The following is a 22894-nucleotide window of genomic DNA, read 5'->3' as shown; positions in this document are numbered from 1 at the left end:
CTATAAGCAGGCGACGGCGGGCACCGTCGAACGCCTGCGTGTTGACCATTCATTCAGGGATCCGGACATGGAACTGGTTGTAAAAAGCGTTAGCCCAGAAACGTTGAAAACCGCCACCCTGGTGGTTGCCGTCGGCGAAGGCCGCAAACTCGGTGTTGCCGCCAGGCAGGTCGACGAACTGAGCGGTGGCGCCATCAGCGCCGTGCTCAAGCGTGGCGATCTGGCCGGCAAGGTCGGCCAGAGCCTGTTGCTGCACAGCCTGCCGAACCTGAAAGCCGAACGCGTGCTGCTGGTCGGCGTGGGCAAGGATGAAGAGCTGGGCGACCGTCCGTTCCGCAAGATCGTCGCCGGCATCCTCAACACCCTTAAAGGCCTGGCCGGCAGCGATGCCGTCCTGGCACTCGATGAAATCATCGTCAAGAACCGCGACAGCTACGGCAAGACCCGCCTGCTGGCAGAAACCCTGGTCGACGGCGAATACACCTTCGACCAGTTCAAGAGCCAGAAAGCCGAACCGCGCGCCCTGAAGAAGATCACCCTGCTGACCATCAAGGCCGCTCAGGCCGAAGTGCAGCGCGCCGTGAACCACGCCACCGCGATCGCCAACGGCATGGCGTTCACCCGTAACTTGGGCAATCTGCCGCCGAACATCTGCCATCCGACTTTCCTCGGCGAGCAAGCCAAGAACCTCGGCAAAGAGTTCAAGGATCTGAAAGTCGAAGTCCTCGACGAGAAGAAGATCAAGTCGCTGGGCATGGGTTCGTTCTACGCCGTCGGCCAGGGTAGCGCCCAGCCGCCGCGCCTGATCGTCATGCAATACAACGGCGGCAAGAAATCCGAGAAGCCGTACGCGCTGGTTGGTAAAGGCATCACTTTCGACACCGGCGGCATCAGCCTGAAACCGGGCGCCGGTATGGACGAGATGAAGTACGACATGGGTGGCGCCGCCAGCGTGTTCGGTACCCTGCGCGCCGTGCTGGAACTGAAACTGCCGATCAACCTGGTGTGCATCCTGGCCTGCGCCGAAAACATGCCAAGCGGCACCGCTTCGCGTCCGGGCGACATCGTCACCACCATGAGCGGCCAGACCGTGGAAATCCTCAACACCGACGCCGAAGGCCGTCTGGTGCTGTGCGATGCCCTGACCTACTCCGAGCGCTTCAAGCCGCAAGCGGTAATCGACATCGCCACCCTGACCGGTGCCTGCGTCGTTGCGCTGGGCGCCCACACGTCGGGCCTGCTGGGCAACAACGACGAGCTGATCGAGCAACTGCTGAGCGCCGGCAAGGCTGCCGACGACCGCGCCTGGCAACTGCCGCTGTTCGATGAATACCAGGAGCAGCTGGACAGTCCGTTCGCCGACATCGCCAACATCGGCGGTCCTAAGGCCGGCACCATCACCGCTGCCTGCTTCCTGTCGCGCTTCACCAAAAACCTGAACTGGGCGCACCTGGACATCGCAGGCACCGCCTGGACCAGCGGCGGCAAGGACAAGGGCGCCACTGGCCGTCCGGTTCCGCTGCTGACCCAGTACCTGCTGGACCGCGCCAAAGCCTGAAACCGATGACTGCGAGCGGCGCCTCTCTTGAGGGGCGCTGCTTGCAGCTCAGGAACCGCAATGACCAAAGTCGACTTTTACATCCTGCCCAGCGCCGATCCTTCGGCTCGCCTGGACTTTGCCTGCAAGCTCACCGATAAAGCCTGGCGCATGGGCCATCGCATCTACCTGCATTGCAGCGATGCCGCCCAGCGTGATGATCTCGATGCGCGACTGTGGGCGTTCAAGGGCGAAACCTTCGTGCCTCACGGCCCGGCTGAAAGCGAACCGGAAGGACTGATCGTGCTGGGACTGGGCGATGACTGCGGCCAGCACACAGACTTGCTGGTCAACCTCGACCTGAAAGTCCCGGTTTTCGCCAACCAATTCGCCCGGGTGGCCGAGGTGGTGGTGGAAGATCCGGCGATCCGCACTGCGGCGCGGGAGAGTTTCCGTTTCTACCGCGAACAGGGCTATCCTCTGCAAGACCACCGTTTACAGCGACTCTGAGTACGCCGATGGACACTCCAAAACCGCTGCAAAAACCCACGCACCTGCTGGATGACCTCGAGTCGATCCGCCAGTTGCTCGGGGATGACAACCTGCAACCGCCACTGCTGACCGACACGGTCGATGATGGCGAACAGGAACAGATTCCGATGTTGTTCGATTCGGTCGACAACACACCGCAAGCCGTCGAGGCTGCACCCGCGCCAACGCCTGCTCCGCAACCTGCTGCTGCGCCTGTGGAGAAAGGCCCCGACGCTATCCTGCACCTGGACAGCGAACTGCGCGCCGCGGCGCAATTGATCATGCAGGACGTGATCGACGACTTCGCTCCGCACATCGAAACCGAAATCAAACGTCGCCTCGAGGCGCGGATGGAACGGCTTCTCGGCCAATACGAATAATCCCCCAATCTCCTGTGGGAGCTGACCTGCCAGCGATAGCATCACTGCGGTTTTCCAGAAAAACCGCGGCGCCTGCATCGCTGGCAAGCCTGCTCCCACATTTAAGTCTCCACCCGGACCGCCCCGCTCGCCCTGCGCCCCATGCCCCGCTATACTTCCCGGCTTTTCCTGAATAAATGCCAATAGGGTCCCGCCGCGCATGGATAAGACCTACCAGCCGCACGCCATTGAAACTTCCTGGTACAACACCTGGGAGTCCGAGAACTACTTCGCCCCGCAAGGCGCGGGCGACTCCTACACCATCATGATCCCGCCGCCGAACGTCACCGGCAGCCTGCACATGGGTCACGGTTTCAACAACGCGATCATGGACGCCCTGATCCGTTTCCGCCGCATGCAGGGTCGCAACACCCTGTGGCAGCCGGGCACCGACCACGCCGGTATCGCCACGCAGATGCTGGTGGAGCGTCAGCTTGAAGCCCAGGGCCAGAACCGCCACGATCTGGGCCGGGAAAAATTCCTCGAGAAAGTCTGGGAGTGGAAGGATCAGTCCGGCGGCAACATCAGCCGTCAGATCCGTCGCCTCGGCTCGTCCGTGGACTGGAGCCGCGAGCGCTTCACCATGGATGACGGCCTCTCGGAAGCCGTTAAAGAAGCCTTCGTGCGCCTGCACGAAGACGGTCTGATCTATCGCGGCAAGCGTCTGGTCAACTGGGACACCAAGCTGCACACGGCGATTTCCGACCTCGAAGTGGAAAACCACGACGAGAAAGGTTTCCTGTGGAACCTGAAATACCCGCTGGCCGACGGCGCGAAAACCGCTGAAGGCAACGATTTCCTGATCGTCGCGACCACCCGTCCGGAAACCATGCTCGGCGACTCCGCCGTCGCGGTGAACCCGAACGACGAGCGCTACAAAGCCCTGATCGGCAAGTTTGTCGAGCTGCCGCTGGTCGGCCGCCGCATCCCGATCATCGCCGACGATTACTGCGATCCTGAATTCGGCACCGGCTGCGTGAAAATCACCCCGGCCCACGATTTCAACGACTACGAAGTCGGCAAGCGCCACAACCTGCCGCTGCTGAACATATTCGACAAGAACGCCAACGTGCTGCCGGCAGCGCAAGTGTTCAACCTCGACGGCACGCTGAACGACAGCATCGACGGCAAGATTCCGGCCGAATACGCCGGTCTCGAGCGTTTCGAAGCGCGCAAGCAGATCGTTGCCGCATTCGACGCCGCCGGCCTGCTGGTGAGCGTCGACGACCACAACCTGAAAGTACCGAAAGGCGACCGCTCCGGCACCGTCATCGAGCCGTGGCTGACCGACCAGTGGTACGTTTCCACCAAGCCGCTGGCCGAGCCTGCGATTGCTGCCGTTGAAGACGGCCGTATCCAGTTCGTGCCGAAGCAGTACGAAAACATGTACTTCTCGTGGATGCGCGACATCCAGGACTGGTGCATCAGCCGTCAGCTGTGGTGGGGCCACCGGATTCCGGCCTGGTACGACGAGTCAGGGAAGGTCTACGTCGGTCGCGACGAAGCCGAAGTGCGCGCCAAGCACAACCTCGGTCCGGACGTTGCGCTGCAACAGGACAACGACGTTCTCGACACCTGGTTCAGTTCGGGCCTGTGGACCTTCTCCACCCTGGGCTGGCCGGAAAAGACCGAGTTCCTGAAGAAATTCCACTCCACCGACGTGCTGGTCACCGGCTTCGACATCATTTTCTTCTGGGTTGCCCGGATGATCATGCTGACGATGCACCTGATCAAGAACGAGGACGGCACGCCGCAGGTTCCGTTCAAGACTGTTTATGTGCACGGCTTGGTGCGTGATGGCCAGGGCCAGAAGATGTCCAAGTCCAAGGGCAACGTCCTGGACCCGCTGGACATCATCGACGGTATCGAGCTCGAAACCCTGGTGCAGAAACGCACTTCCGGTCTGATGCAGCCGAAACTGGCGAAGAAGATCGAGAAGCAGACCCGCGACGAGTTCGCCGACGGCATCGCCAGCTACGGCACCGACGCCCTGCGCTTCACCTTCTGCTCGCTGGCGTCCACCGGCCGCGACATCAAGTTCGACATGGGCCGCGTCGAAGGCTATCGCAACTTCTGCAACAAGATCTGGAACGCCGCGCGTTATGTTCTGGACAAGGGCGAAGACTGCGGCCAGAACGGCGAAGCCTACGAGCTGTCGCTGGCGGACCGCTGGATCATCTCGCAACTGCAACGCACCGAAGCCGAAGTGACCCGTCAACTGGATCAGTTCCGTTTCGACCTGGCGGCGCAAGCGCTGTACGAGTTCATCTGGAACCAGTACTGCGACTGGTACCTGGAACTGTCCAAGCCAGTGCTGTGGGACGAAAACGCGCCGGTCGAGCGTCAGCGCGGCACTCGCCGCACGCTGGTTCGCGTACTGGAAGTGGCGCTGCGTCTGGCGCATCCGTTCATGCCGTTCATCACTGAAGAAATCTGGCAGCGCATTGCGCCGCTGGCCGGCATTCAGGGCAAGACGATCATGCTGCAAGCGTGGCCGGTGGCCAACGAAGAGCGCATCGATCCGGCGGCCGAAGACGACATCGAATGGCTCAAGGGCCTGATGCTCGGCACGCGTAACATCCGTGGCGAAATGAACATCGGCCCGGGCAAACCGCTGCCGATCTACCTGAAAAACGTCACCGCTGAAGACCAGCGCCGCCTGACCGAGAACGAAGCGCTGCTGAAGAAGCTGGCGCGTCTGGAATCGATCACCGTACTGGCCGCCGGCGAAGAAGCGCCGCTGTCCGCGACCGCGCTGGTTGGCGAGATGGAAGTGCTGGTACCGATGGCCGGTCTGATCGACAAGAACGCCGAGCTGGCGCGTCTGGACAAGGAAATTCTGCGTCTGCAGGGCGAAGTCCAGCGGGTTGGCGGCAAGCTGTCCAATGCCGGTTTCGTTGACAAGGCCCCGGCCGAAGTCATCGAGAAGGAACGCGCCAAACTGGCCGAAGCCGAACAGGCTTTGGCCAAGCTGGCCGAGCAGCACGCGCGGATTGCCAGCCTGTAACGGCAAATCGCACTGAAAAAGGGAGGCCCGCAACGGCCTCCCTTTTTTGTGCCCGGCACTTTTCCGGCCAACAACACGGCTCCCTGTGGGACAATGGCTGCCACTTTCAGCCCTACCCGAATCGACCACGCCCATGAACGCCCCACGCACACCGAAACCTGCGCGCAAGAAGCCTGACTCCGCCACCCCGGCCAAGCCCGTGGCGCCGCGTAAAGAGGCCAGCCTGCACCCGCGCAATCGCCATCAGGGTCGTTACGACTTCCCGGCGCTGATCAAGACCACGCCGGAACTGGCGAAGTTCGTGATCACCAACCCGTACGGCAAGGAAAGCATCGACTTCGCCAGTCCCGATGCAGTGCGTGTGTTCAACCGGGCGTTGCTCAAATCGTTCTACGGCATCCAGCATTGGGACATCCCGGCCGATTATCTGTGCCCGCCGGTGCCGGGCCGCGCCGACTACATCCACTTCCTGGCTGACCTGCTGGCCAGCAACAACGACGGCGTGGTTCCGCGCGGCGCCATCGTCAACGTGCTGGATATCGGCATGGGCGCCAACTGCGTGTACCCGCTGATCGGTAACAGCGAATATCGCTGGCACTTCCTGGGCTCGGAGATCGATCCGACCGCCGTGGCTGCTGCCAGGGCCATCGTCCAGTCCAACGACTTGAACAAGGTCATCCAGCTGCGCCAGCAGGAAAACCGCAAGCACATCCTGATCGGCCTGCTGGAGCCCGGCGAGCGCTTTGACCTGACCATGTGCAACCCGCCGTTCCACGCGTCGATGGAAGAAGCCACCAAGGGCAGCGAGCGTAAATGGCGAGCCCTGGGCAAGGCCGATCCGAAACGCAAACTGCCGGTGCTGAACTTCGGCGGTCAGTCGGCCGAGCTGTGGTGTGAGGGCGGCGAAGCGCGTTTCGTGACGCAACTGATCGCCGAAAGTGCGAATTTTGCGCACAAGGTGTTGTGGTTCAGCACCCTGGTCTCGAAAGCTTCGAACCTGCCTGCCATCGAAACCGCACTGAAAAAGGCCGGCGCGCTGGAAAGCCAGGTGGTGGAAATGTCCCAGGGGCAGAAACAGAGTCGCTTCGTCGCCTGGACCTTCCAGACCAAGTCCGAACAGCAGATCTGGCGGCGCGAACGCTGGGTTCGCAAGTAAGACGTTTCAACCGGGGCGGCGCTTGAGCGCAAAGCAGCCGCCGCCACTGCTGAAACACAATCGGCAGGCACAAAAAAACCGTGCCCGGATCGCTCCGGTGCACGGTTTTTTTATCGCTGCGTCTTACTTGTTCACAGCGTCGGTCAGGCCTTTGGCCACAACCAGCTTGATCACTTTCTTGGCAGGGATTTCGATGGCAGCGCCAGTCGATGGGTTACGGCCAGTGCGGGCAGGACGCTCGGTCACTTTCAGCTTGCCGATACCTGGCAAGGTGATTTCGCCGCCGTTTTCCAGCTGATCGGCAACGATTTGGCCCAGTTGGTCCAGAGCGTTACGCGCGGTGGTTTTCGGCGCGTCGATAGCTTCAGCGATGTCGGCGATCAGTTGGTCTTTAGTAAGAGCCATGTAGTGTTCCTTCCCTATCAAATTCATATGGATTGCAGAGTGCAGTGTCAGCCATCGAGCCCGATCTTCTGGATCTGGCACCCTCGGCGATAACCACGACGAGTCGGGGTTATAGATGCCGAAATCAAGGTTTGGTTCGACCTGACAAAAGCTGAATGCATGCTTGTCGCGGTGACTTCGCACAAGACCGGGCAAAACTAGCACAGAGACAAGGAAATATCCGCCTCTAGCTAGCCAAATGGTCAGGTTTATTGCGCTAAATCGGTAAATAAATGCATAAGGGCCGTCGGGTGACCCGGATTTGCCCTTCACCCCGCGCCAAATCCAGTGGTTGCGGTACACTGGGCGCTTTTTCGGGGGAGCCCGCCCTCCTCCCTTCCACCAGCCGAGAAGCCTATGCCGATCCGTCATTGCATCGTCCATTTGATCGACAAAAAACCCGACGGCACACCCGCAGTCCTGCACGCCCGTGACTCCGAACTGGCTGAGTCCGCAGCCATCGAGAACATGCTCGCCGATCTCAACGAGAGCTATAACGCCAAACAGGGCAAAGCCTGGGGCCTGTTCCATCCGGAGTCCGGTGCGTTCCCGTTCAGCGGCTGGCTGAAGGAGTACATGGAAGGCGGCAAGGACTTCACCGCGTTCAGCAAAGTCGCGGTCGAACACCTGCAAAAGCTGATGGAAGAGTCGAACCTGTCGGTCGGCGGCCATGTGTTGTTCGCCCACTATCAGCAAGGCATGACCGATTACCTGGCCATCGCCCTGCTGCACCACAGCGAAGGCGTGGCGGTGACCGATCAACTGGACGTGACCCCGTCGCGCCACCTCGACCTCGGTCAACTGCACCTGGCGGCGCGGATCAACGTTTCAGAGTGGCAGAACAACAAGCAGTCCAAGCAGTACATCTCGTTCATCAAGGGCAAGAACGGCAAGAAGGTTTCGGAGTACTTCCGCGACTTCATCGGCTGCCAGGAAGGCGTCGATGGCCCGGGCGAAACCCGCACCCTGCTCAAGGCCTTCAGCGACTTCGTCGAGAGCGAAGACCTGCCGGAAGATTCCGCCCGCGAGAAGACCAAGACCCTGGTCGACTACGCCAGCAGCCAGGCCAAGCTTGGCGAACCCATGGGCCTGGAAGAACTCTCGGAGCTGATCGACGAAGAGCGCCCGAAAGCCTTCTACGATCACATCCGCAACAAGGATTACGGCCTGTCGCCGGAGATTCCGGCGGATAAACGCACGCTCAACCAGTTCCGCCGCTTCACTGGTCGCGCCGAAGGCCTGTCGATCAGCTTCGAAGCCCACCTGCTGGGCTCGAAGATCGAATACGACGAAGAGGCCGGGACGCTGGTCATCAAAGGCCTGCCGACCTCGCTCACCGATCAGTTGAAGCGTCGCAACTGATGCTCGGCAATGTGCTGAAAAAGGTTCTGCTGGTTCTGCTGGTGGTCGTGGTCTATCAGAACTGGGGCAAGATCGAGCGGCTCTTCAACCCGTCGCAGATGGCGTCCGAGCAAGTCCGCGCCAACGCCCATGTCGTGCTGTACGCCACGGACTGGTGCGGCTACTGCAAGCAGACCAAGCGCTTTCTCGATCAGAAAGGCATTCCGTTCAAGGAATTCGATATCGAGAAGGATGCCGAGGCACGCAAGGCGTACGAAGCGCTGGGCGGACGCGGGATTCCGCTGATCGACGTCAATGGCACGTTGATTCGCGGGTTTGATCCGGACGAGATTCTCGCTGCACTGAAATGAACGAGGGAGCCAATCGGCTCCCTCAGTTGTTTCAGCGTTTCTCGATTCGGAAACCGAAACGCGGGAAGTGCACATGCACCAACCCGCCTCGCTCGTCTTCACGGCGCAGGATTAGCTCCTCGCGACCGGCAAACACCAGCTCACCGGCCACCGGATCAACGCCGTAGTCTGTCGCTGCGATCAGCACCTGCTGACCGGCCACGAACCCGTTTGGATCAGTGAACTCTTCGTCCGGCAACGCCGCTGGCTTCGAACAGCGCACGATATCCAGTGCTTCTTCGGAGCTCATCTCGCTGGCCGCGCCATGGCCAAAACCGAGCACACGCCCCAGCCAAGCCGAGACCGCCGGATAAGCATCCACCAAGGGCGCCGTCACGTGCGTGGCCTTGAGGAACCACAGCGGATGGGCCATGGCGAAGTCGGCAATCGACGGCTCGCCGAACAGGAAGTCACCGTCTTCGCGCTGCAACTGTTGCTCCAGACGCGCCATGAGTGTCGGCCAATTGTGCTTGGCCTGCTCCGCTGAAAGCTTGGTTGCGCTGCCACCACTGAACAGTCCGGCCCGATCGGCAAGGAACGCCTTGATCGCTTCCGGCGGCAATTTGCCGAAACGCACTGCCACCGATTCCGGCTGGAACACCAGGCTCACCGCGTGCTGGAACACCACCGAATCGGCCCAGGCGGCAAAACTGGCGGCAATCATTTCCTGACCTTCCGGGAAGAACGAAGGCTGAGCCTTCTCCTGCTCGAGGCGGCGGGCGATCAGCGCGGTGTCGCAATAGATGTCGGCGCCGATCTGCAGCACCGGAGTCTTGCGGTAGCCACCTGTCAGGGCGGTCAGGTCCGGTTTCGGCATCACCGGCGAGATGTGCACCGAGCGCCAGGACAGGCCCTTGAAACCCAACAGCAGCCGGGCCTTTTCGGCGAATGGAGAGGTCGGGTAATGATGCAGAATCAACTCGGACATGCTCGGCTCCGCCGCACAGAAAGTGAGCCAGCAGCTTAGCGCGCAATTCGTTCGCAGCCTACGGATCCGGCTGATGGGAACTGATCAGTCAGGTTGATAATGGGCGCAAAGGCGAATAGTCTTCAGCTGCGCCAGTGTATCCAGTGAGATGCAATAACCCCCGGCCGCAAACCGAGGTTTATAGAAAAAACCGCCTGCAAGGGCGGTTTTTTCTTGCCTGTCGTTTATGCAACGTGCCGCCTCCACGAGAGGGATATCTAAAAGTTCGAGGACTCATTCAGTCGTGCCGATAAGACGCCACCAGACACTCCTTCGCACTCTTCCTGAGCTTCTTGATCAACCGCTCCTGGCGCAACGCATCACCCTTGTCGCGACAACGCTCGGTGTAGACCAGCGCCATCGCCGGGCTTGAGAGAAAGAACCGTGCGCCCTTGCCGCTCTGGTGCTTGGCGAAACGGCGCACGGGATCATCGCTGATCCCGCAGTACAGCGAACCGTTGGCGGCGCGTACGAGGTAGACGAACCAGGACTTGCTCACTGGAACGTCGGCATCGAGAGGATTTTCGCTAAGGCTGGTCACGGGACAATTCAGGCGTAAGGAAAACAGGCCGCGATCTTATCAGCGACTCGCCTGAAATGCCTTCAGCCCTTTCAGCGCCTGGGCGCGGACGGCGTTGCGCACCAGCGGCGTCCAGCCAAGGAGCAGGCCCTTGAAGCCCAGCGCCTGGCGCGACCAGCGCCACAGGTCGAAGTAGTCGTGGTGTTCGCAGATCTTGCCGTCACGGAAGACGAAACGTGCCTGGATGTCGTTGATGACGATGTTGCCGGTCTGGCTGAACAGGTACGTCGCTACCCAGTGGGCGCCGCCGCTGCGCTCGTCGGCGCGGACGTTGTCGAAGGTCAGGGAGAAGTCCTTGGCGCGGGTAGTGAGCATGCGCCACATGTCGCCGGCATCGCGGCCGCGCAACTCGCCGAAGGCCGGATCGCTGAACACTACGTCGTCGGTGTAGCAGGCGGCCATGGCCTCGGCGTCGAGGCGCTGGAAAGCCTGGTAGAAACGGGTGATCAGGGCGCTGTGGGCTTCTTCACTCATGGGCAATCTCCAGGAAAGGTACAGATTGCCAGCACGATAATCCGCAAACGCCCGAAACACTATCGGCATTCGCATTCCGAATACCGACAGTGTGTGCGTATCAGACCTTTTCGCTGACCACCTGCACGTACAACGCACGTCCGGCACCGAGGCCGGCGAGGATTGCCCCGGCACCGATAATGCCGAAGATCCAGCCCACGGCGTTCCAGCCTCCGGTCCAGTCATGCACCACGCCGACCGCGAACGGCCCCATGGATGCGAGGGTGTAGCCGAAGCCCTGGGACATGCTCGACAGGTTCGCCGCGACATGGGAATCCCGTGAGCGAAGCACGATCAGGGTCAGCGCCAGGCTGAACGTACCGCCCTGCCCCAGGCCCAGCAGGATCGCCCAGCCCCACAACCCTTCGATCGGCGCATAGAGGCAACCGAACAGACCGCCGAGGGTCAGCGCCATCACCACCACGATCGCCAGCCGCTGATCCTTGCCGCGCGTGGCCAGCCACGGTGCCGCCAGGGAGCTGGCGAGCTGGATGATCACCGAACCGGACAGCACCAGGCCGGCCTGGGTCGGCGTCAGCCCGCGACCGATAAGGATCGACGGCAACCAGCCGAACACGATGTAGGCCAGCGACGATTGCAGGCCCATGTACAAGGTCACCTGCCAGGCCAGCGGATCACGCAACAGACCACGCACTCGATACGCGACATTGTGCGCGCCGTGCTTCTGGCCGATTTGCGGCAGCCAGAACACTGCCGCCACCAGCGCCGGAATCACCCAGAAACCCAGGCCCATGGCCCAGCTGTGGTCGAAGTGCTCGCTCAGCGGCACGGTGGAGCCCGCCGCCATCGCCGCGCCCAGACACAGAGCCATGGTGTAGACACCGGTCATGGTGCCGGCATGCTTGGCGAAGTCACGCTTGACGATGCCCGGCAGCAACACGCCGATGATGCCGATGCTCGCGCCGCCCAGCACGCTGCCGGCGAACAGACCGATTTCACCGAAATTGCTGCGCAGGATGATGCCGCCGGCCAGTGTCAGCAGAATTCCCAAGACCACCCGCTCGGCACCGAAACGCCGCGCAAGTATCGGGGCCAGCGGAGCGAACAGACCGAGGCAAAGCACCGGCAACGTCGTCAGCAATCCTGCCTGAGCAGCTGACAAGCCAAGGCTTTTCGACACCTCACTGAGCAGCGGCGCCATGCTCGACAGCGCCGGTCGCAGGTTCAGCGCCACCAGAATCAACCCCAGCAGCAACAGCCACGGGCGACGCACCAGCGGATGGCTTTGCTGCACCTGCTCGTCATCGGCTTCGGCGTCGATCAACAACTCCTCGAGCTCGGCGGTGCGTTTGGGGGCGTTGACGGCTTCGGGGCGGGACATGGTTTTCTCGGTTTCAGGGTTCATTGATCAATTGCCTCGACAGGGCTTTGGCCCGCTCCGGATCGCGCTGCTCGACGGCCTCAAGCAAGGCGACGTGCAAATCGAAGACTTCCTGTCGACGGGGGACGATGTTCAGGGTCTGGCGCAATTGCGCGCCAACGATGCTGGAAAAATAGCGATACAGCTCGCTGAGGGTCGGGTTGTGCGCGGCATCCACCAGACGGCGGTGGAAGACCAGATCGCAGCGGATGTAACTGTCGAGGTCGCCGTGGTAGTGGCTGCCGGCGACACCCAGCGCCTCGCGCAACGCGACGAGGTCTTCATCGGTCCGGCGCAAGGCCGCCAGGCCGATGGCCTCGACTTCAAGGATGTGCCGGGTTTCCCGGGCCTGGTCCAGCGAGCATTTGGACAGCGCCTTGAGCGTGTCCATCGGATCGACCACCGCCCGCAGGTAACTGCCGTCACCCTGACGGATTTCGATCAACCCGGAAAACGCCAGCACCCGCATCGCCTCGCGCACGGTGTTGCGGCTGATGCCGAGCTCGGCGCACAGCTCGGGCTCGGTCGGCAAACGCTGACCGACCTGCCACGTGCCATCGGTGATGCGTTGTCGCAATTGATCCAGGGCCTGATCGACTAGGGATCGTTTTATCAATAATGAGTTTTCTGACATGAAATTCGCCCTGTCATCCAATCATGGGATGAATTTGCTGACAGGGTAGTCAGATTGTTCAGCCGGGGCAACCGACAAAATCCGGGCAAAAATAAACCCGGAACTCAGTCCGGGTTTATTTCAACGCCCGATCAGGATCAATGCAGAATCTGACTCAGGAACAGCTTCGTCCGATCATTCTGCGGATTGTCGAAGAAGTCGTTCGGCGCCGCCTGTTCAACGATTTCGCCCTTGTCCATGAAGATCACGCGGTTGGCCACGGTGCGGGCGAAGCCCATTTCGTGGGTCACGCAGAGCATGGTCATGCCGTCTTCGGCCAGGCCGATCATGGTGTCGAGTACCTCTTTCACCATCTCCGGGTCGAGTGCCGAGGTCGGTTCGTCGAACAGCATGATTTTCGGTTTCATGCACAGCGCGCGGGCGATCGCCACACGCTGCTGCTGACCGCCGGACAATTGCCCCGGGTACTTGTGCGCCTGCTCCGGAATGCGTACGCGTTCCAGGTAATGCATGGCGATTTCCTCGGCTTTGCGCTTGGGCATCTTGCGTACCCACATCGGCGCCAGGGTGCAGTTCTGCAGGATGGTCAGGTGCGGGAACAGGTTGAAGTGCTGAAATACCATGCCGACTTCACGGCGAATCGCTTCGATCTGCTTGAGGTCGTTGGTCAGCTCCACGCCATCGACCACGATGCGGCCCTGCTGGTGCTCTTCCAGACGGTTGAGGCAGCGGATTGTGGTGGACTTGCCGGAACCCGACGGGCCGCACAGCACGATACGCTCGCCCTGACGCACGTTGAGGTTGATGTCTTTCAGCACGTGGAACTGGCCATACCACTTGTTCACGCCCTGCATCTGAATGATGCCTTCAGGGCCCACTGGCTTTTTGATTGCTTCGCTCATCGAAAAAACTCCTAACGCTTGTGGCCAGTGTCGAGCTTGCGTTCCAGGTGCATGGAATAGCGCGACATGCCAAAACAGAAAATCCAGAACACCAGGGCGGCGAACACGTAGCCTTCGGTGGCCATGCCCAGCCATTTCGGATCGGCAGCGGCTTGCTTGACGCTGTTGAGCAGGTCAAAGAGGCCGATGATGATCACCAGGCTGGTGTCCTTGAACAGCGCGATGAAGGTGTTGACGATGCCGGGAATCACCAGCTTCAGGGCTTGCGGCAGAATCACCAGGCCCATGGCGCGCCAGTAACCGAGGCCCATCGCGGCCGCGGCTTCGTACTGACCTTTGGGGATCGCTTGCAGACCGCCGCGCACCACCTCGGCGACGTACGCCGACTGGAACAGGATCACGCCGATCAGCGCCCGCAGCAGCTTGTCGAAGTTCATGCCTTCGGGCAGGAACAGCGGCAGCATCACCGAGGACATGAACAGCACCGTGATCAACGGCACGCCGCGCCAGAACTCGATGAAGGTCACGCAGACCACTCGGATCGCCGGCATGTTCGAACGCCGGCCCAGCGCCAGGACAATCCCCAGCGGCAATGCACCGGCGATGCCGACAGTGGCGATCACCAGGGTCAGCATCAGACCGCCCCACTGGCTGGTCGCCACGGTGTCGAGGCCGAAGACGCCGCCATGCAGCAGGCACCAGGCAACGATCGGGTAGACCACCAGGAAGCTCAGGCCGTATACCGCCTTGTGCGCCACGCGCTTGATGAACAGTGGCGCCACGCCGATGACCGCCAGCCACACGGTCAGGTCCACGCGCCAGCGCAGTTCCGGCGGGTAGTAGCCGTACATGAACTGGCCGAAACGCTGCTGGATGAAGACCCAGCAGGCGCCGTCCTTGGTGCAGTCGGCGCGGGTGGTGCCGACCCAGTTGGCATCGATGATCGCCCAGCTGAGGATCGGCGGAATCACCAGGTAGATCAGGTAGAACGCGAACAGGGTCAGCAGGGTGTTGAGCCAGCTGGAGAACATGTTCGCGCGGATCCACGCCATCGGGCCGAAGACCTTGGCCGGCGGTGGCATGTCGGGTTTGAAAGTATGAGTACTCATGCGCTATTCCTTACCGCTCGATCAGCGCGATGCGCTTGTTGTACCAGTTCATCAGCAGGGAAATGCTGATACTGATCGCCAGGTACACGCTCATGGTGATGGCAATGACTTCGATCGCCTGACCGGTCTGGTTCAGCACGGTGCCGGCGAACAGCGAAACCATTTCCGGATAACCGATACCGGCCGCCAGCGAGGAGTTCTTCGCCAGGTTCAGGTATTGGCTGGTCAGCGGCGGGATGATGACCCGCAGCGCTTGCGGAATGATCACCTTGCGCAGAGTCGGGCCGTTGCGCAGGCCGAGCGAATGCGCCGCCTCGGTCTGGCCGTGGCTGACCGACTTGATGCCCGAACGCACGATCTCGGCGATGAACGCCGCGGTGTAAACCGTCAGCGCCAGGGTCAAGGCCAGCAGTTCCGGAATCAGCACCCAGCCACCGACGAAGTTGAAGCCTTGCAGCTTCGGCATTTCCCAGTGCACGGGGGCACCGAAGATCAGCGCGCACACCGCCGGGATCACCAGGAACAGCGCCAGGCCGGCCCAGAACTTGTGGAACGGCTCGCCGGTGGCTTCAAAGCGCTTGTTGGCCCAGCGGCTCATCAGCACGATGGCGACGATGGCCACCACGATGCTGACCATGAACGCCCAGAAGCCGTCGGCCATTTGCGCGGCCGGCATGTTCAGGCCACGGCTGCTGACGAAGAAGGTATCGCCGAAGTTGTGGCTGTTGCGCGGCCCCGGCATGGTCAGGAACACCGCGAAGTACCAGAACAGGATCTGCAGCAGTGGCGGGATGTTACGGAAAACCTCCACGTACACCGTTGCCAGTTTGGAAATGATCCAGTTCTTCGACAGGCGCGCGACGCCGACGATGAAGCCGAGGATCGTGGCCAGGATCACACCGATGAAGGTCACCAGCAGCGTGTTGAGCAGGCCGATGACAAACACCCGGGCATAACTGTCCGCTTCGGTGTAGGAGATCAGGTGTTGAGCGATGCCGAACCCGGCACTGCGCTCCAGAAAGTCGAACCCCGAAGTGATACCCCGGTGTTGCAGGTTGGTCTGGGTGTTATCGAACAGATACCAGCCCAGGGAGACCACCGCCACGATGGTGATGATCTGAAATACCCACGCACGCACTCGTGGATCGCTGAGGCTGAGCCTCTGCTTTGGTGCGCCGATTGAATTTTGCATGAAGTGCCCCGGAAATAATGGAACAGAACGTCACCCGGCAGTTGGCCTGCCGGGTGACAGAACCATCAGCGCACTGGTGGTGCGTATTGAATGCCGCCGTTGTTCCACAGCGCGTTCAGGCCGCGGTCGATTTCCAGCGGAGTGCTCTTGCCGAGGTTTTTCTCGAAGATTTCGCCGTAGTTGCCGACTTGCTTGACGATCTGTACGACCCAGTCCTTCGGCAGTTTCAGGTCTTTGCCGTATTCGCCGTCTGCGCCGAGCATACGAGCGACATCCGGGTTCTTGGTCGCTTTGGCTTCCGCTTCGACGTTCTTCGAAGAGATGCCCGCTTCTTCGGTGTTCAGCAGCGCGTAGCCAACCCAACGCACGATGGCCAGCCACTCGTCGTCGCCGTTACGCACGACCGGGCCCAGTGGTTCCTTGGAAATGGTTTCCGGCAGAACCACGTAGTCCTTCGGCGAAGCCAGCTTGCTGCGCTGGGCGAACAGCTGGGACTTGTCGGAGGTCAGCACGTCGCAACGACCGGATTCCAGCGACTTGGCGCTTTCATCGGAGGTGTCGAAAGTGATCGGGGTGTATTTCAGACCGTTGCCGCGGAAGTAGTCGGAAACGTTCAGCTCGGTGGTGGTACCGGCCTGGATGCAGATGGTTGCACCGTCCAGCTCTTTGGCACTCTTCACGCCCAGCTTGTTGTTTACCAGGAAGCCGATACCGTCGTAGTAGGTAATGAAGCCCGGGAATTTCAGCCCCATGCCCGCGTCACGGGAGCTGGTCATGGTGGTGTTGCGCGACAGGATGTCGATCTCGCCCGACTGCAGCGCGGTGAAACGCTCCTTGGCGTTCAACTGACTGAACTTGACCTTGGTCGCGTCGCCGAACACGGCAGCCGCCACAGCGCGGCAGACGTCAGCATCGATACCCACGATCTTGCCGGTGGAATCCGGAACCGAGAAGCCTGGCAAGCCATCACTGACGCCGCACTGCACGAATCCTTTCTTCTTCACTGCATCCAGGGTTGCACCCGCCTGAGCGAACCCGCTGACACCCAGTACTGCAGCAGCAGTCACGATCGCCAGAGTGGATTTCAACATCTTCATTCAAACCTCCAGTTTTGCTCTTGTTGTGTCGGAGCTTGAGTCCAGTCGCACCCTTTTGAGGCGTTGTTGACCCGTGTTGGCTTTTTTTGGGGTCAACCGACGCAGGACCTTCGCTATGAGTCTAGTAGGAGAAAATCCACATCATGGACAACTCACTTCTCACCAGTCGGCCGAACGGGCGGTAGCCCTTTCACGTTCGCTAAGCCCGTTGCGGCCATTGGCGAACATCCATCACCGGATTCTTTGCTATCCCGTCGCCAGGCGTTCACTGATAGTGTTACCGCCAGGCGCGAGATCGATTGCACGACTACCTCATAGCAAAGCCCGTACCACACCGGCAGCTGAAGCGGTTGAGTGACAGGTCAATAGCAAAACTTGCAGCCTTGCGACATCTTCTTAACGGATCAACCGGGCGCGCACGCAAATCACGCACTCAATGAGAGCGCCCGCACACAATTGGAGCAGCCATGACCGAGCCCTTGATTCTTCAGCCTGTTAAGCCCGCAGACGCCTGCGTGATCTGGCTGCACGGCCTCGGCGCCGACCGCTACGACTTTCTGCCGGTGGCCGAAGCGCTTCAGGAAAGCCTGCTGAGCACGCGTTTCGTCCTGCCCCAGGCGCCGACCCGTCCGGTGACGATAAATGGCGGCTATGCCATGCCGAGCTGGTACGACATCAAGGCGATGAGCCCGGCCCGGGCGATCGACCGCGATGAGCTGGAAGCGTCTGCCGACCGCATCATCGAATTGATCGAAGAACAGCGAAGCAGCGGAATAGACGCCTCGCGGATTTTCCTCGCCGGGTTCTCCCAGGGTGGCGCCGTGGTCTATCACACCGCGTTTCTGAAATGGCAGGGGCCGTTAGGCGGGGTGCTGGCATTATCGACATACGCGCCGACGTTCAGCGATGAACTGGAGTTGTCCGCCAGCCAGCAGCGGATTCCGGTGCTGTCGCTGCACGGCCAGTTCGACAACGTGGTGCAGAACTCGATGGGACGCACGGCTTATGAGTATCTCAAGGCCCATGGTGTCACCGTGACATGGCAGGAATACCCAATGGAGCACGAAGTGTTACCCGAAGAAATTCGCGACATCGGCACATGGTTGAGCGAACGCCTGCGCTGACAATTGCGACAGGGGTCGCCCTTTGATCATCCCACTACGCCGCGCCCGTTTCTTGCATTACACTGGCCGGCGTACATTCCTTAAACAATTGATGAGATGACCGTGCTCAAAGCACTCAAGAAAATGTTCGGTAAAAGCGAGGCTGAGCAGCTCGCGCCAGTCCCCACTGCGCCGTCGCACGCCCCCGGTCATCGCAGCGATGCCAGCCAGGCCGACCGCCAGACGCCCGCCACGACGCCCAAACGCGAACCGAAACCCGCTCCAGCTGCCGTGCCCGCCACCGAGCCAGCCCGCAGCGAAGCACCAAAACCGGCCAGACCACGTCGCGAACCCAAGCCCAAGGCGCCGGTGATTCCCTGGAAACTCGAAGACTTCGTCGTCGAGCCCCAGGAAGGCAAGACCCGCTTCCACGATTTCAAGCTCGCCCCGGAACTGATGCACGCCATCCACGACCTGGGTTTCCCGTATTGCACGCCGATCCAGGCTCAGGTGCTGGGTTACACCCTCGCCGGCAAAGACGCCATCGGCCGCGCCCAGACCGGCACCGGCAAGACCGCCGCGTTCCTGATCTCGATCATCACCCAGCTGTTGCAGACCCCGCCGCCGAAAGAGCGCTACATGGGCGAGCCACGGGCGCTGATCATCGCGCCGACCCGCGAGCTGGTGGTGCAGATCGCCAAGGACGCCGCCGACCTGACCAAGTACACCGGCCTCAACGTCATGACGTTCGTCGGCGGCATGGATTTCGACAAGCAGCTCAAGCACCTCGAAGCGCGCCATTGCGACATCCTCGTCGCGACCCCGGGCCGCCTGCTCGACTTCAACCAGCGCGGTGACGTACATCTGGACATGGTCGAAGTGATGGTGCTCGACGAAGCCGACCGCATGCTCGACATGGGCTTCATCCCGCAGGTTCGTCAGATCATTCGCCAGACCCCGCCGAAAAGCGAACGTCAGACCCTGCTGTTCTCCGCGACCTTCACCGATGACGTGATGAACCTCGCCAAGCAGTGGACCACCGATCCTGCGATCGTCGAAATCGAGGTCACCAACGTGGCCAACGAAAACGTCGAACAGCACATCTACGCGGTGGCCGGTGCCGACAAATACAAACTGCTCTTCAACCTGGTCAACGACAACGGTTGGGAGCGTGTGATCGTGTTCGCCAACCGCAAGGACGAAGTGCGCCGTATCGAGGAACGCCTGGTGCGTGACGGCATCAACGCCGCGCAGCTGTCCGGCGACGTGCCGCAGCACAAGCGGATCAAGACGCTCGAAGGCTTCCGCGAAGGCAAGATCCGGGTACTGGTCGCCACCGACGTGGCCGGTCGCGGTATCCACATCGACGGCATCAGCCACGTGATCAACTTCACCCTGCCGGAAGTCCCGGACGACTACGTGCACCGTATCGGTCGTACCGGTCGTGCTGGCGCCGACGGTGTGTCGATCAGCTTTGCCGGTGAAGACGACTCCTATCAGTTGCCGTCCATCGAAGAAAAACTCGGTCGCAAGATCAGCTGTGAAACGCCGCCGACCCATCTATTGCGGGCGGTTGAGCGCAAGCGTCCACAGTAAGCGACGCCATAAAGAGAAGCGCAGCCGGCAACGGACTGCGCTTTTTTTTCACCCGGATATTGTTCAACAAAACTAAAAGTCCATAATGGACAAATTAGTTTAGAAACAGTCTCCGGAGTCTGACATGTCCAGTACGCCTTACGTGATCGACCAAACCCAGGCCCGCGAGCTGTTGGCCCGGATCGATGTGCCGCAGATCCTGCGCAAGCTGTTCCGCGATCTGGCGGCCGGGCATGCGGTGCAACCGGCGCAGCAACTGGTGGAATTCCCTCAGGGTGCCGGGGACTTCATCAACTATCTGGGCGTGCTGGCGGAAGACGGCGTGTACGGGGTCAAGACTTCGCCTTACATCGTTCGCGAACAAGGCCCGCTGGTGACCGCGTGGACACTGCTGATGTCGATGCAGACCGGTCAACCGCTGCTGCTCTGCGATGCCGGCGAACTGACGACTGCCCGCACAGCTGCGACCACCGCCGTGGCGGTCGATGCCCTCGCCCCGTTAAAGGCCGCGCGCCTGGCAATCATTGGTAGTGGCAAGGTCGCCCAGGCGCACCTGCATTACGTCAAAGCGTTGCGCAACTGGCAGAGCATCAGTGTGTACTCGCCGACCTTGAGCGAAGACCCGGCCACCGCCCGCCAACTGCAAGCCCTCGATCCACGGGTGAACATCGCCGACAGCCGCGAAACCGCCATCGCCGAAGCCGACGTGATCATGCTCTGCACCTCGTCCGCAGGCCCCGTGATCGACCCGGCAACCTTGAGCAAACCGGCGCTGATCACCTCGATCAGCACCAACGCACCGCGCGCCCACGAAGTGCCGCCGCAAAGCCTCAACGACATGCAGGTGTTCTGCGACTATCGTCTGACCACCCCGGGCTCGGCCGGCGAGATGCTGATCGCCCGCGAACAACATGGCTGGGACAACAACGCGATCCTCGGTGACCTGGCGGATCTGCTCAGCGAAAAAGTGCAGCGTCCCGATTACAACCGTCACGTGTTTTTCCGCTCCATCGGTCTGGGCCTGGAAGACATCGCCTTGGCCAACGCCGTCTATCAATTGCAGCGCTGACACCGGAGATTTTCATGAGTCATGCAGATTTCATCATCATCGGCGGCGGGATTGCCGGCGCGTCCACCGGTTTCTGGCTGTCGCAGCACGGCAAGGTCGTGGTGCTGGAGCGCGAGTCGCACCCGGCCTATCACTCCACCGGGCGTTCGGCTGCGCTCTTCACCGCCGCTTATGGCACTGCGCAGGTCCGGGCGCTGACCCTGGCCAGCCGCGAATTCTTCGACCATCCGCCCAGCGGCTTCTGCGAGCACCCGCTGCTGACCCCGCGCGGGGAAATGACCGTGGACTTCACCGGTGACGTCGCCGAGCTGAACAATCAATACCTCAGCGCCAAAGCCACGGTGCCGGAGATGCAGTTGCTCAGCGCGGATGAAGCCTGCGCGCGGCTGCCGATCCTGCGCCGGGAAAAAGTCCATGGCGCGATCTACGACCCGACCGCCAGCGACATCGACACCGACGCCCTGCATCAAGGTTATCTGCGCGGCATCCGTCGCAACAACGGCCAGGTGCAGACCGATTGCGAAGTGCTCGGACTGAGCCGGGACGCCGACGGCATCTGGCATGTGCAGACCAACGGCCAGACCTTCAGCGCGCCCATCGTGATCAACGCAGCAGGCGCCTGGGCCGACAAGATCGGTGCCCTCGCCGGCGCCAAGCCGCTGGGCCTGCAACCGAAACGCCGCGCGGCGTTCATCTTCGCCGGCCCGGAAGGCGTGGACATTCATCACTGGCCGATGCTGGTCAGCCTCGACGAATCCTTCTACATGAAGCCCGACGCCGGGATGTTCCTCGGCTCACCGGCCAATGCCGACCCGGTGGAGCCCCACGACGTGCAGCCGGAAGAACTGGACATTGCCATGGGCATTTACCAGATCGAGGAAGCGACGACGCTGACCATCCGCCGCCCGACCCGCACCTGGGCCGGCCTGCGCAGTTTCGTCACCGATGGAGATTTGCTGTCCGGCTTCGATCCTCAGGTGCCGGGGCTGTTCTGGGTCGCGGCCCAGGGTGGCTACGGCATCCAGACTTCGCCGGCGATGGGCATGGCCAGCGCGGCGCTGGTACGTGGCGAATCGTTGCCCGACCATCTCAAGCAATTCGGCCTGACCGCCGCCATGCTCGCCCCTGCCCGCCTGGCCTGACCGTCCGCCCGGATGACGCGCCCGACGGATTGCGGCACACTCGCAACGCCCCCGGATCACGGGGGCGTTGACGTTGCCTGGAGCTCCACAGTTATGACCGCCCCCGAACACACGCCCGAGCTGAATGACGCCGCGCTGGACAACTACCACGCCATCGCCGACGCCATTGCCACGCTGTTCTTTCCCCACGCCGAAGTGGTGCTGCACGACCTGCGCACGCAGAAGGTCGACTACATCGCCAACAACCTGTCGAAACGGGTGATCGGCGATGAATCGTCGCTGGAAGACATGCTCAGCGACGACGTCAGCGAACGGAACATCGGTCCGTACGAAAAGCTCAACTGGGACGGCCAGAAGATTCGCAGCCTGAGCACCGTGCTGCGCGACAGCGAAGGTCATCCGCTGGCGGTGCTGTGCATCAATCTGAATATTTCGCTGTTCGAAAATGCCAAGGCTGCGCTGGACCTGTTCCTCTCGCCGAGCAAACTGATCCCGCAACCGGACTCGCTGTTTCGCGATGACTGGCAGGAGCGCATCAACACTTTCCTGCACGCCTGGCTACGCGAGCGGCAACTGAGCCTGAATTTGCTGACCCGCGATCACAAACGCGAACTGGTGCTGGCGCTGCACGCCGAGGGAGCGTTCAAGGGCAAGAGCGCCTCGAACTATGTAGCCAATGTACTGAACATGGGGCGGGCGACGGTGTACAAGCACTTGAAGGAATTGAAGGGCTGAAACCGTGCAGCCTGCGAAGGCTGCACGGT

The 22894-nt window shown here is 61.3% G+C and carries 22 protein-coding genes; 12 read left to right on the top strand and 10 right to left on the bottom strand.

Annotated features, from left to right (window positions below):
* Positions 1 to 67: 67 nt before the first annotated feature.
* The 5 genes from L6D82_RS03020 to rlmF all read left to right on the top strand — a co-directional run bounded on the left by L6D82_RS03020 (position 68) and on the right by rlmF (position 6650).
* Positions 68 to 1558 (top strand): leucyl aminopeptidase, encoded by a 1491-nt coding sequence (locus tag L6D82_RS03020; RefSeq protein WP_236188028.1) that lies wholly within the window; start codon positions 68 to 70, stop codon positions 1556 to 1558.
* Between the two features lie 60 nt (positions 1559 to 1618).
* Positions 1619 to 2047, top strand: coding sequence for a DNA polymerase III subunit chi (locus L6D82_RS03015; RefSeq protein WP_102718358.1), 429 nt, complete (start codon positions 1619 to 1621; stop codon positions 2045 to 2047).
* 8 nt (positions 2048 to 2055) lie between these two features.
* Positions 2056 to 2448 carry a DNA polymerase III subunit chi gene (locus tag L6D82_RS03010; RefSeq protein WP_129973005.1) on the top strand — a complete coding sequence of 131 codons (393 nt, stop codon included), beginning with the start codon at positions 2056 to 2058 and terminating at the stop codon, positions 2446 to 2448.
* Positions 2449 to 2647: 199 nt separating this feature from the next.
* Positions 2648 to 5494: a valine--tRNA ligase gene (locus tag L6D82_RS03005; RefSeq protein WP_085688963.1), complete on the top strand. Its 2847-nt coding sequence runs from the start codon at positions 2648 to 2650 to the stop codon at positions 5492 to 5494.
* Positions 5495 to 5627: 133 nt separating this feature from the next.
* Positions 5628 to 6650 (top strand): 23S rRNA (adenine(1618)-N(6))-methyltransferase RlmF, encoded by a 1023-nt coding sequence (rlmF, locus tag L6D82_RS03000; RefSeq protein ID WP_085747006.1) that lies wholly within the window; start codon positions 5628 to 5630, stop codon positions 6648 to 6650.
* 123 nt (positions 6651 to 6773) lie between these two features.
* Here the strand turns inward: rlmF and L6D82_RS02995 are convergent, their stop codons facing one another.
* Positions 6774 to 7055, bottom strand: coding sequence for an HU family DNA-binding protein (locus L6D82_RS02995; RefSeq protein ID WP_003221909.1), 282 nt, complete (start codon positions 7053 to 7055; stop codon positions 6774 to 6776).
* 396 nt (positions 7056 to 7451) lie between these two features.
* Between L6D82_RS02995 and yejK the strand changes: the two genes are divergently transcribed.
* Complete coding sequence (gene yejK / locus L6D82_RS02990) at positions 7452 to 8456, top strand: nucleoid-associated protein YejK (protein WP_007957356.1); 1005 nt, start codon at positions 7452 to 7454, stop codon at positions 8454 to 8456.
* Positions 8456 to 8806 carry a glutaredoxin family protein gene (locus tag L6D82_RS02985; protein ID WP_236188027.1) on the top strand — a complete coding sequence of 117 codons (351 nt, stop codon included), beginning with the start codon at positions 8456 to 8458 and terminating at the stop codon, positions 8804 to 8806. Before yejK ends, L6D82_RS02985 begins: the two co-directional genes overlap by 1 nt.
* Positions 8807 to 8837: 31 nt before the next feature.
* Here the strand turns inward: L6D82_RS02985 and L6D82_RS02980 are convergent, their stop codons facing one another.
* The 9 genes from L6D82_RS02980 to L6D82_RS02940 form a co-directional block, all read right to left on the bottom strand.
* The gene (locus L6D82_RS02980; protein WP_236188026.1) at positions 8838 to 9773 is read right to left on the bottom strand and encodes a glutathione S-transferase family protein; all 936 of its coding nucleotides are present in this window, start codon (positions 9771 to 9773) and stop codon (positions 8838 to 8840) included.
* Between the two features lie 277 nt (positions 9774 to 10050).
* Entirely contained in the window at positions 10051 to 10353 is a 303-nt protein-coding gene (locus L6D82_RS02975) for a GIY-YIG nuclease family protein (RefSeq protein ID WP_085747003.1), read from the bottom strand.
* 39 nt (positions 10354 to 10392) lie between these two features.
* Positions 10393 to 10866: a nuclear transport factor 2 family protein gene (locus tag L6D82_RS02970; RefSeq protein ID WP_085747002.1), complete on the bottom strand. Its 474-nt coding sequence runs from the start codon at positions 10864 to 10866 to the stop codon at positions 10393 to 10395.
* A gap of 100 nt (positions 10867 to 10966) precedes the next feature.
* Positions 10967 to 12271 carry a CynX/NimT family MFS transporter gene (locus L6D82_RS02965; protein ID WP_236188024.1) on the bottom strand — a complete coding sequence of 435 codons (1305 nt, stop codon included), beginning with the start codon at positions 12269 to 12271 and terminating at the stop codon, positions 10967 to 10969.
* Entirely contained in the window at positions 12261 to 12920 is a 660-nt protein-coding gene (locus L6D82_RS02960) for a FadR/GntR family transcriptional regulator (protein WP_085747000.1), read from the bottom strand. The genes L6D82_RS02965 and L6D82_RS02960 overlap by 11 nt, the downstream gene beginning before the upstream one ends.
* Positions 12921 to 13057: 137 nt before the next feature.
* A complete protein-coding gene (locus L6D82_RS02955; protein ID WP_007957337.1) occupies positions 13058 to 13822 on the bottom strand; it encodes an amino acid ABC transporter ATP-binding protein in 765 nt (254 codons plus the stop codon).
* Positions 13823 to 13833: 11 nt separating this feature from the next.
* Complete coding sequence (locus L6D82_RS02950) at positions 13834 to 14931, bottom strand: amino acid ABC transporter permease (protein WP_007957335.1); 1098 nt, start codon at positions 14929 to 14931, stop codon at positions 13834 to 13836.
* Between the two features lie 10 nt (positions 14932 to 14941).
* Positions 14942 to 16123: an amino acid ABC transporter permease gene (locus L6D82_RS02945; RefSeq protein WP_085746997.1), complete on the bottom strand. Its 1182-nt coding sequence runs from the start codon at positions 16121 to 16123 to the stop codon at positions 14942 to 14944.
* 65 nt (positions 16124 to 16188) lie between these two features.
* Positions 16189 to 17220 carry an amino acid ABC transporter substrate-binding protein gene (locus tag L6D82_RS02940; RefSeq protein WP_007957332.1) on the bottom strand — a complete coding sequence of 344 codons (1032 nt, stop codon included), beginning with the start codon at positions 17218 to 17220 and terminating at the stop codon, positions 16189 to 16191.
* A 467-nt stretch (positions 17221 to 17687) separates the two neighbouring features.
* Between L6D82_RS02940 and L6D82_RS02935 the strand changes: the two genes are divergently transcribed.
* From L6D82_RS02935 to L6D82_RS02915, 5 genes are all read left to right on the top strand, one after another.
* Complete coding sequence (locus L6D82_RS02935; protein ID WP_085690612.1) at positions 17688 to 18344, top strand: alpha/beta hydrolase; 657 nt, start codon at positions 17688 to 17690, stop codon at positions 18342 to 18344.
* A 96-nt stretch (positions 18345 to 18440) separates the two neighbouring features.
* Complete coding sequence (gene rhlB, locus L6D82_RS02930; protein ID WP_085746996.1) at positions 18441 to 19919, top strand: ATP-dependent RNA helicase RhlB; 1479 nt, start codon at positions 18441 to 18443, stop codon at positions 19917 to 19919.
* 124 nt (positions 19920 to 20043) lie between these two features.
* Positions 20044 to 20988, top strand: a complete 945-nt coding sequence (locus L6D82_RS02925; RefSeq protein ID WP_102686914.1) for an ornithine cyclodeaminase family protein — start codon at positions 20044 to 20046, stop codon at positions 20986 to 20988.
* A gap of 14 nt (positions 20989 to 21002) precedes the next feature.
* Positions 21003 to 22130, top strand: coding sequence for an NAD(P)/FAD-dependent oxidoreductase (locus L6D82_RS02920; RefSeq protein WP_085746994.1), 1128 nt, complete (start codon positions 21003 to 21005; stop codon positions 22128 to 22130).
* 93 nt (positions 22131 to 22223) lie between these two features.
* Positions 22224 to 22865, top strand: a complete 642-nt coding sequence (locus L6D82_RS02915; RefSeq protein ID WP_085729709.1) for a helix-turn-helix transcriptional regulator — start codon at positions 22224 to 22226, stop codon at positions 22863 to 22865.
* The last annotated feature ends 29 nt before the right edge of the window (positions 22866 to 22894 follow it).

Source organism: Pseudomonas paraglycinae, from assembly GCF_021601625.1.
GTDB classification, from domain to species: domain Bacteria; phylum Pseudomonadota; class Gammaproteobacteria; order Pseudomonadales; family Pseudomonadaceae; genus Aquipseudomonas; species Aquipseudomonas paraglycinae.
The sequence above is the reverse complement of the archived record's forward strand: the minus strand, read 5'-3'. Positions and strand labels throughout refer to the sequence as shown.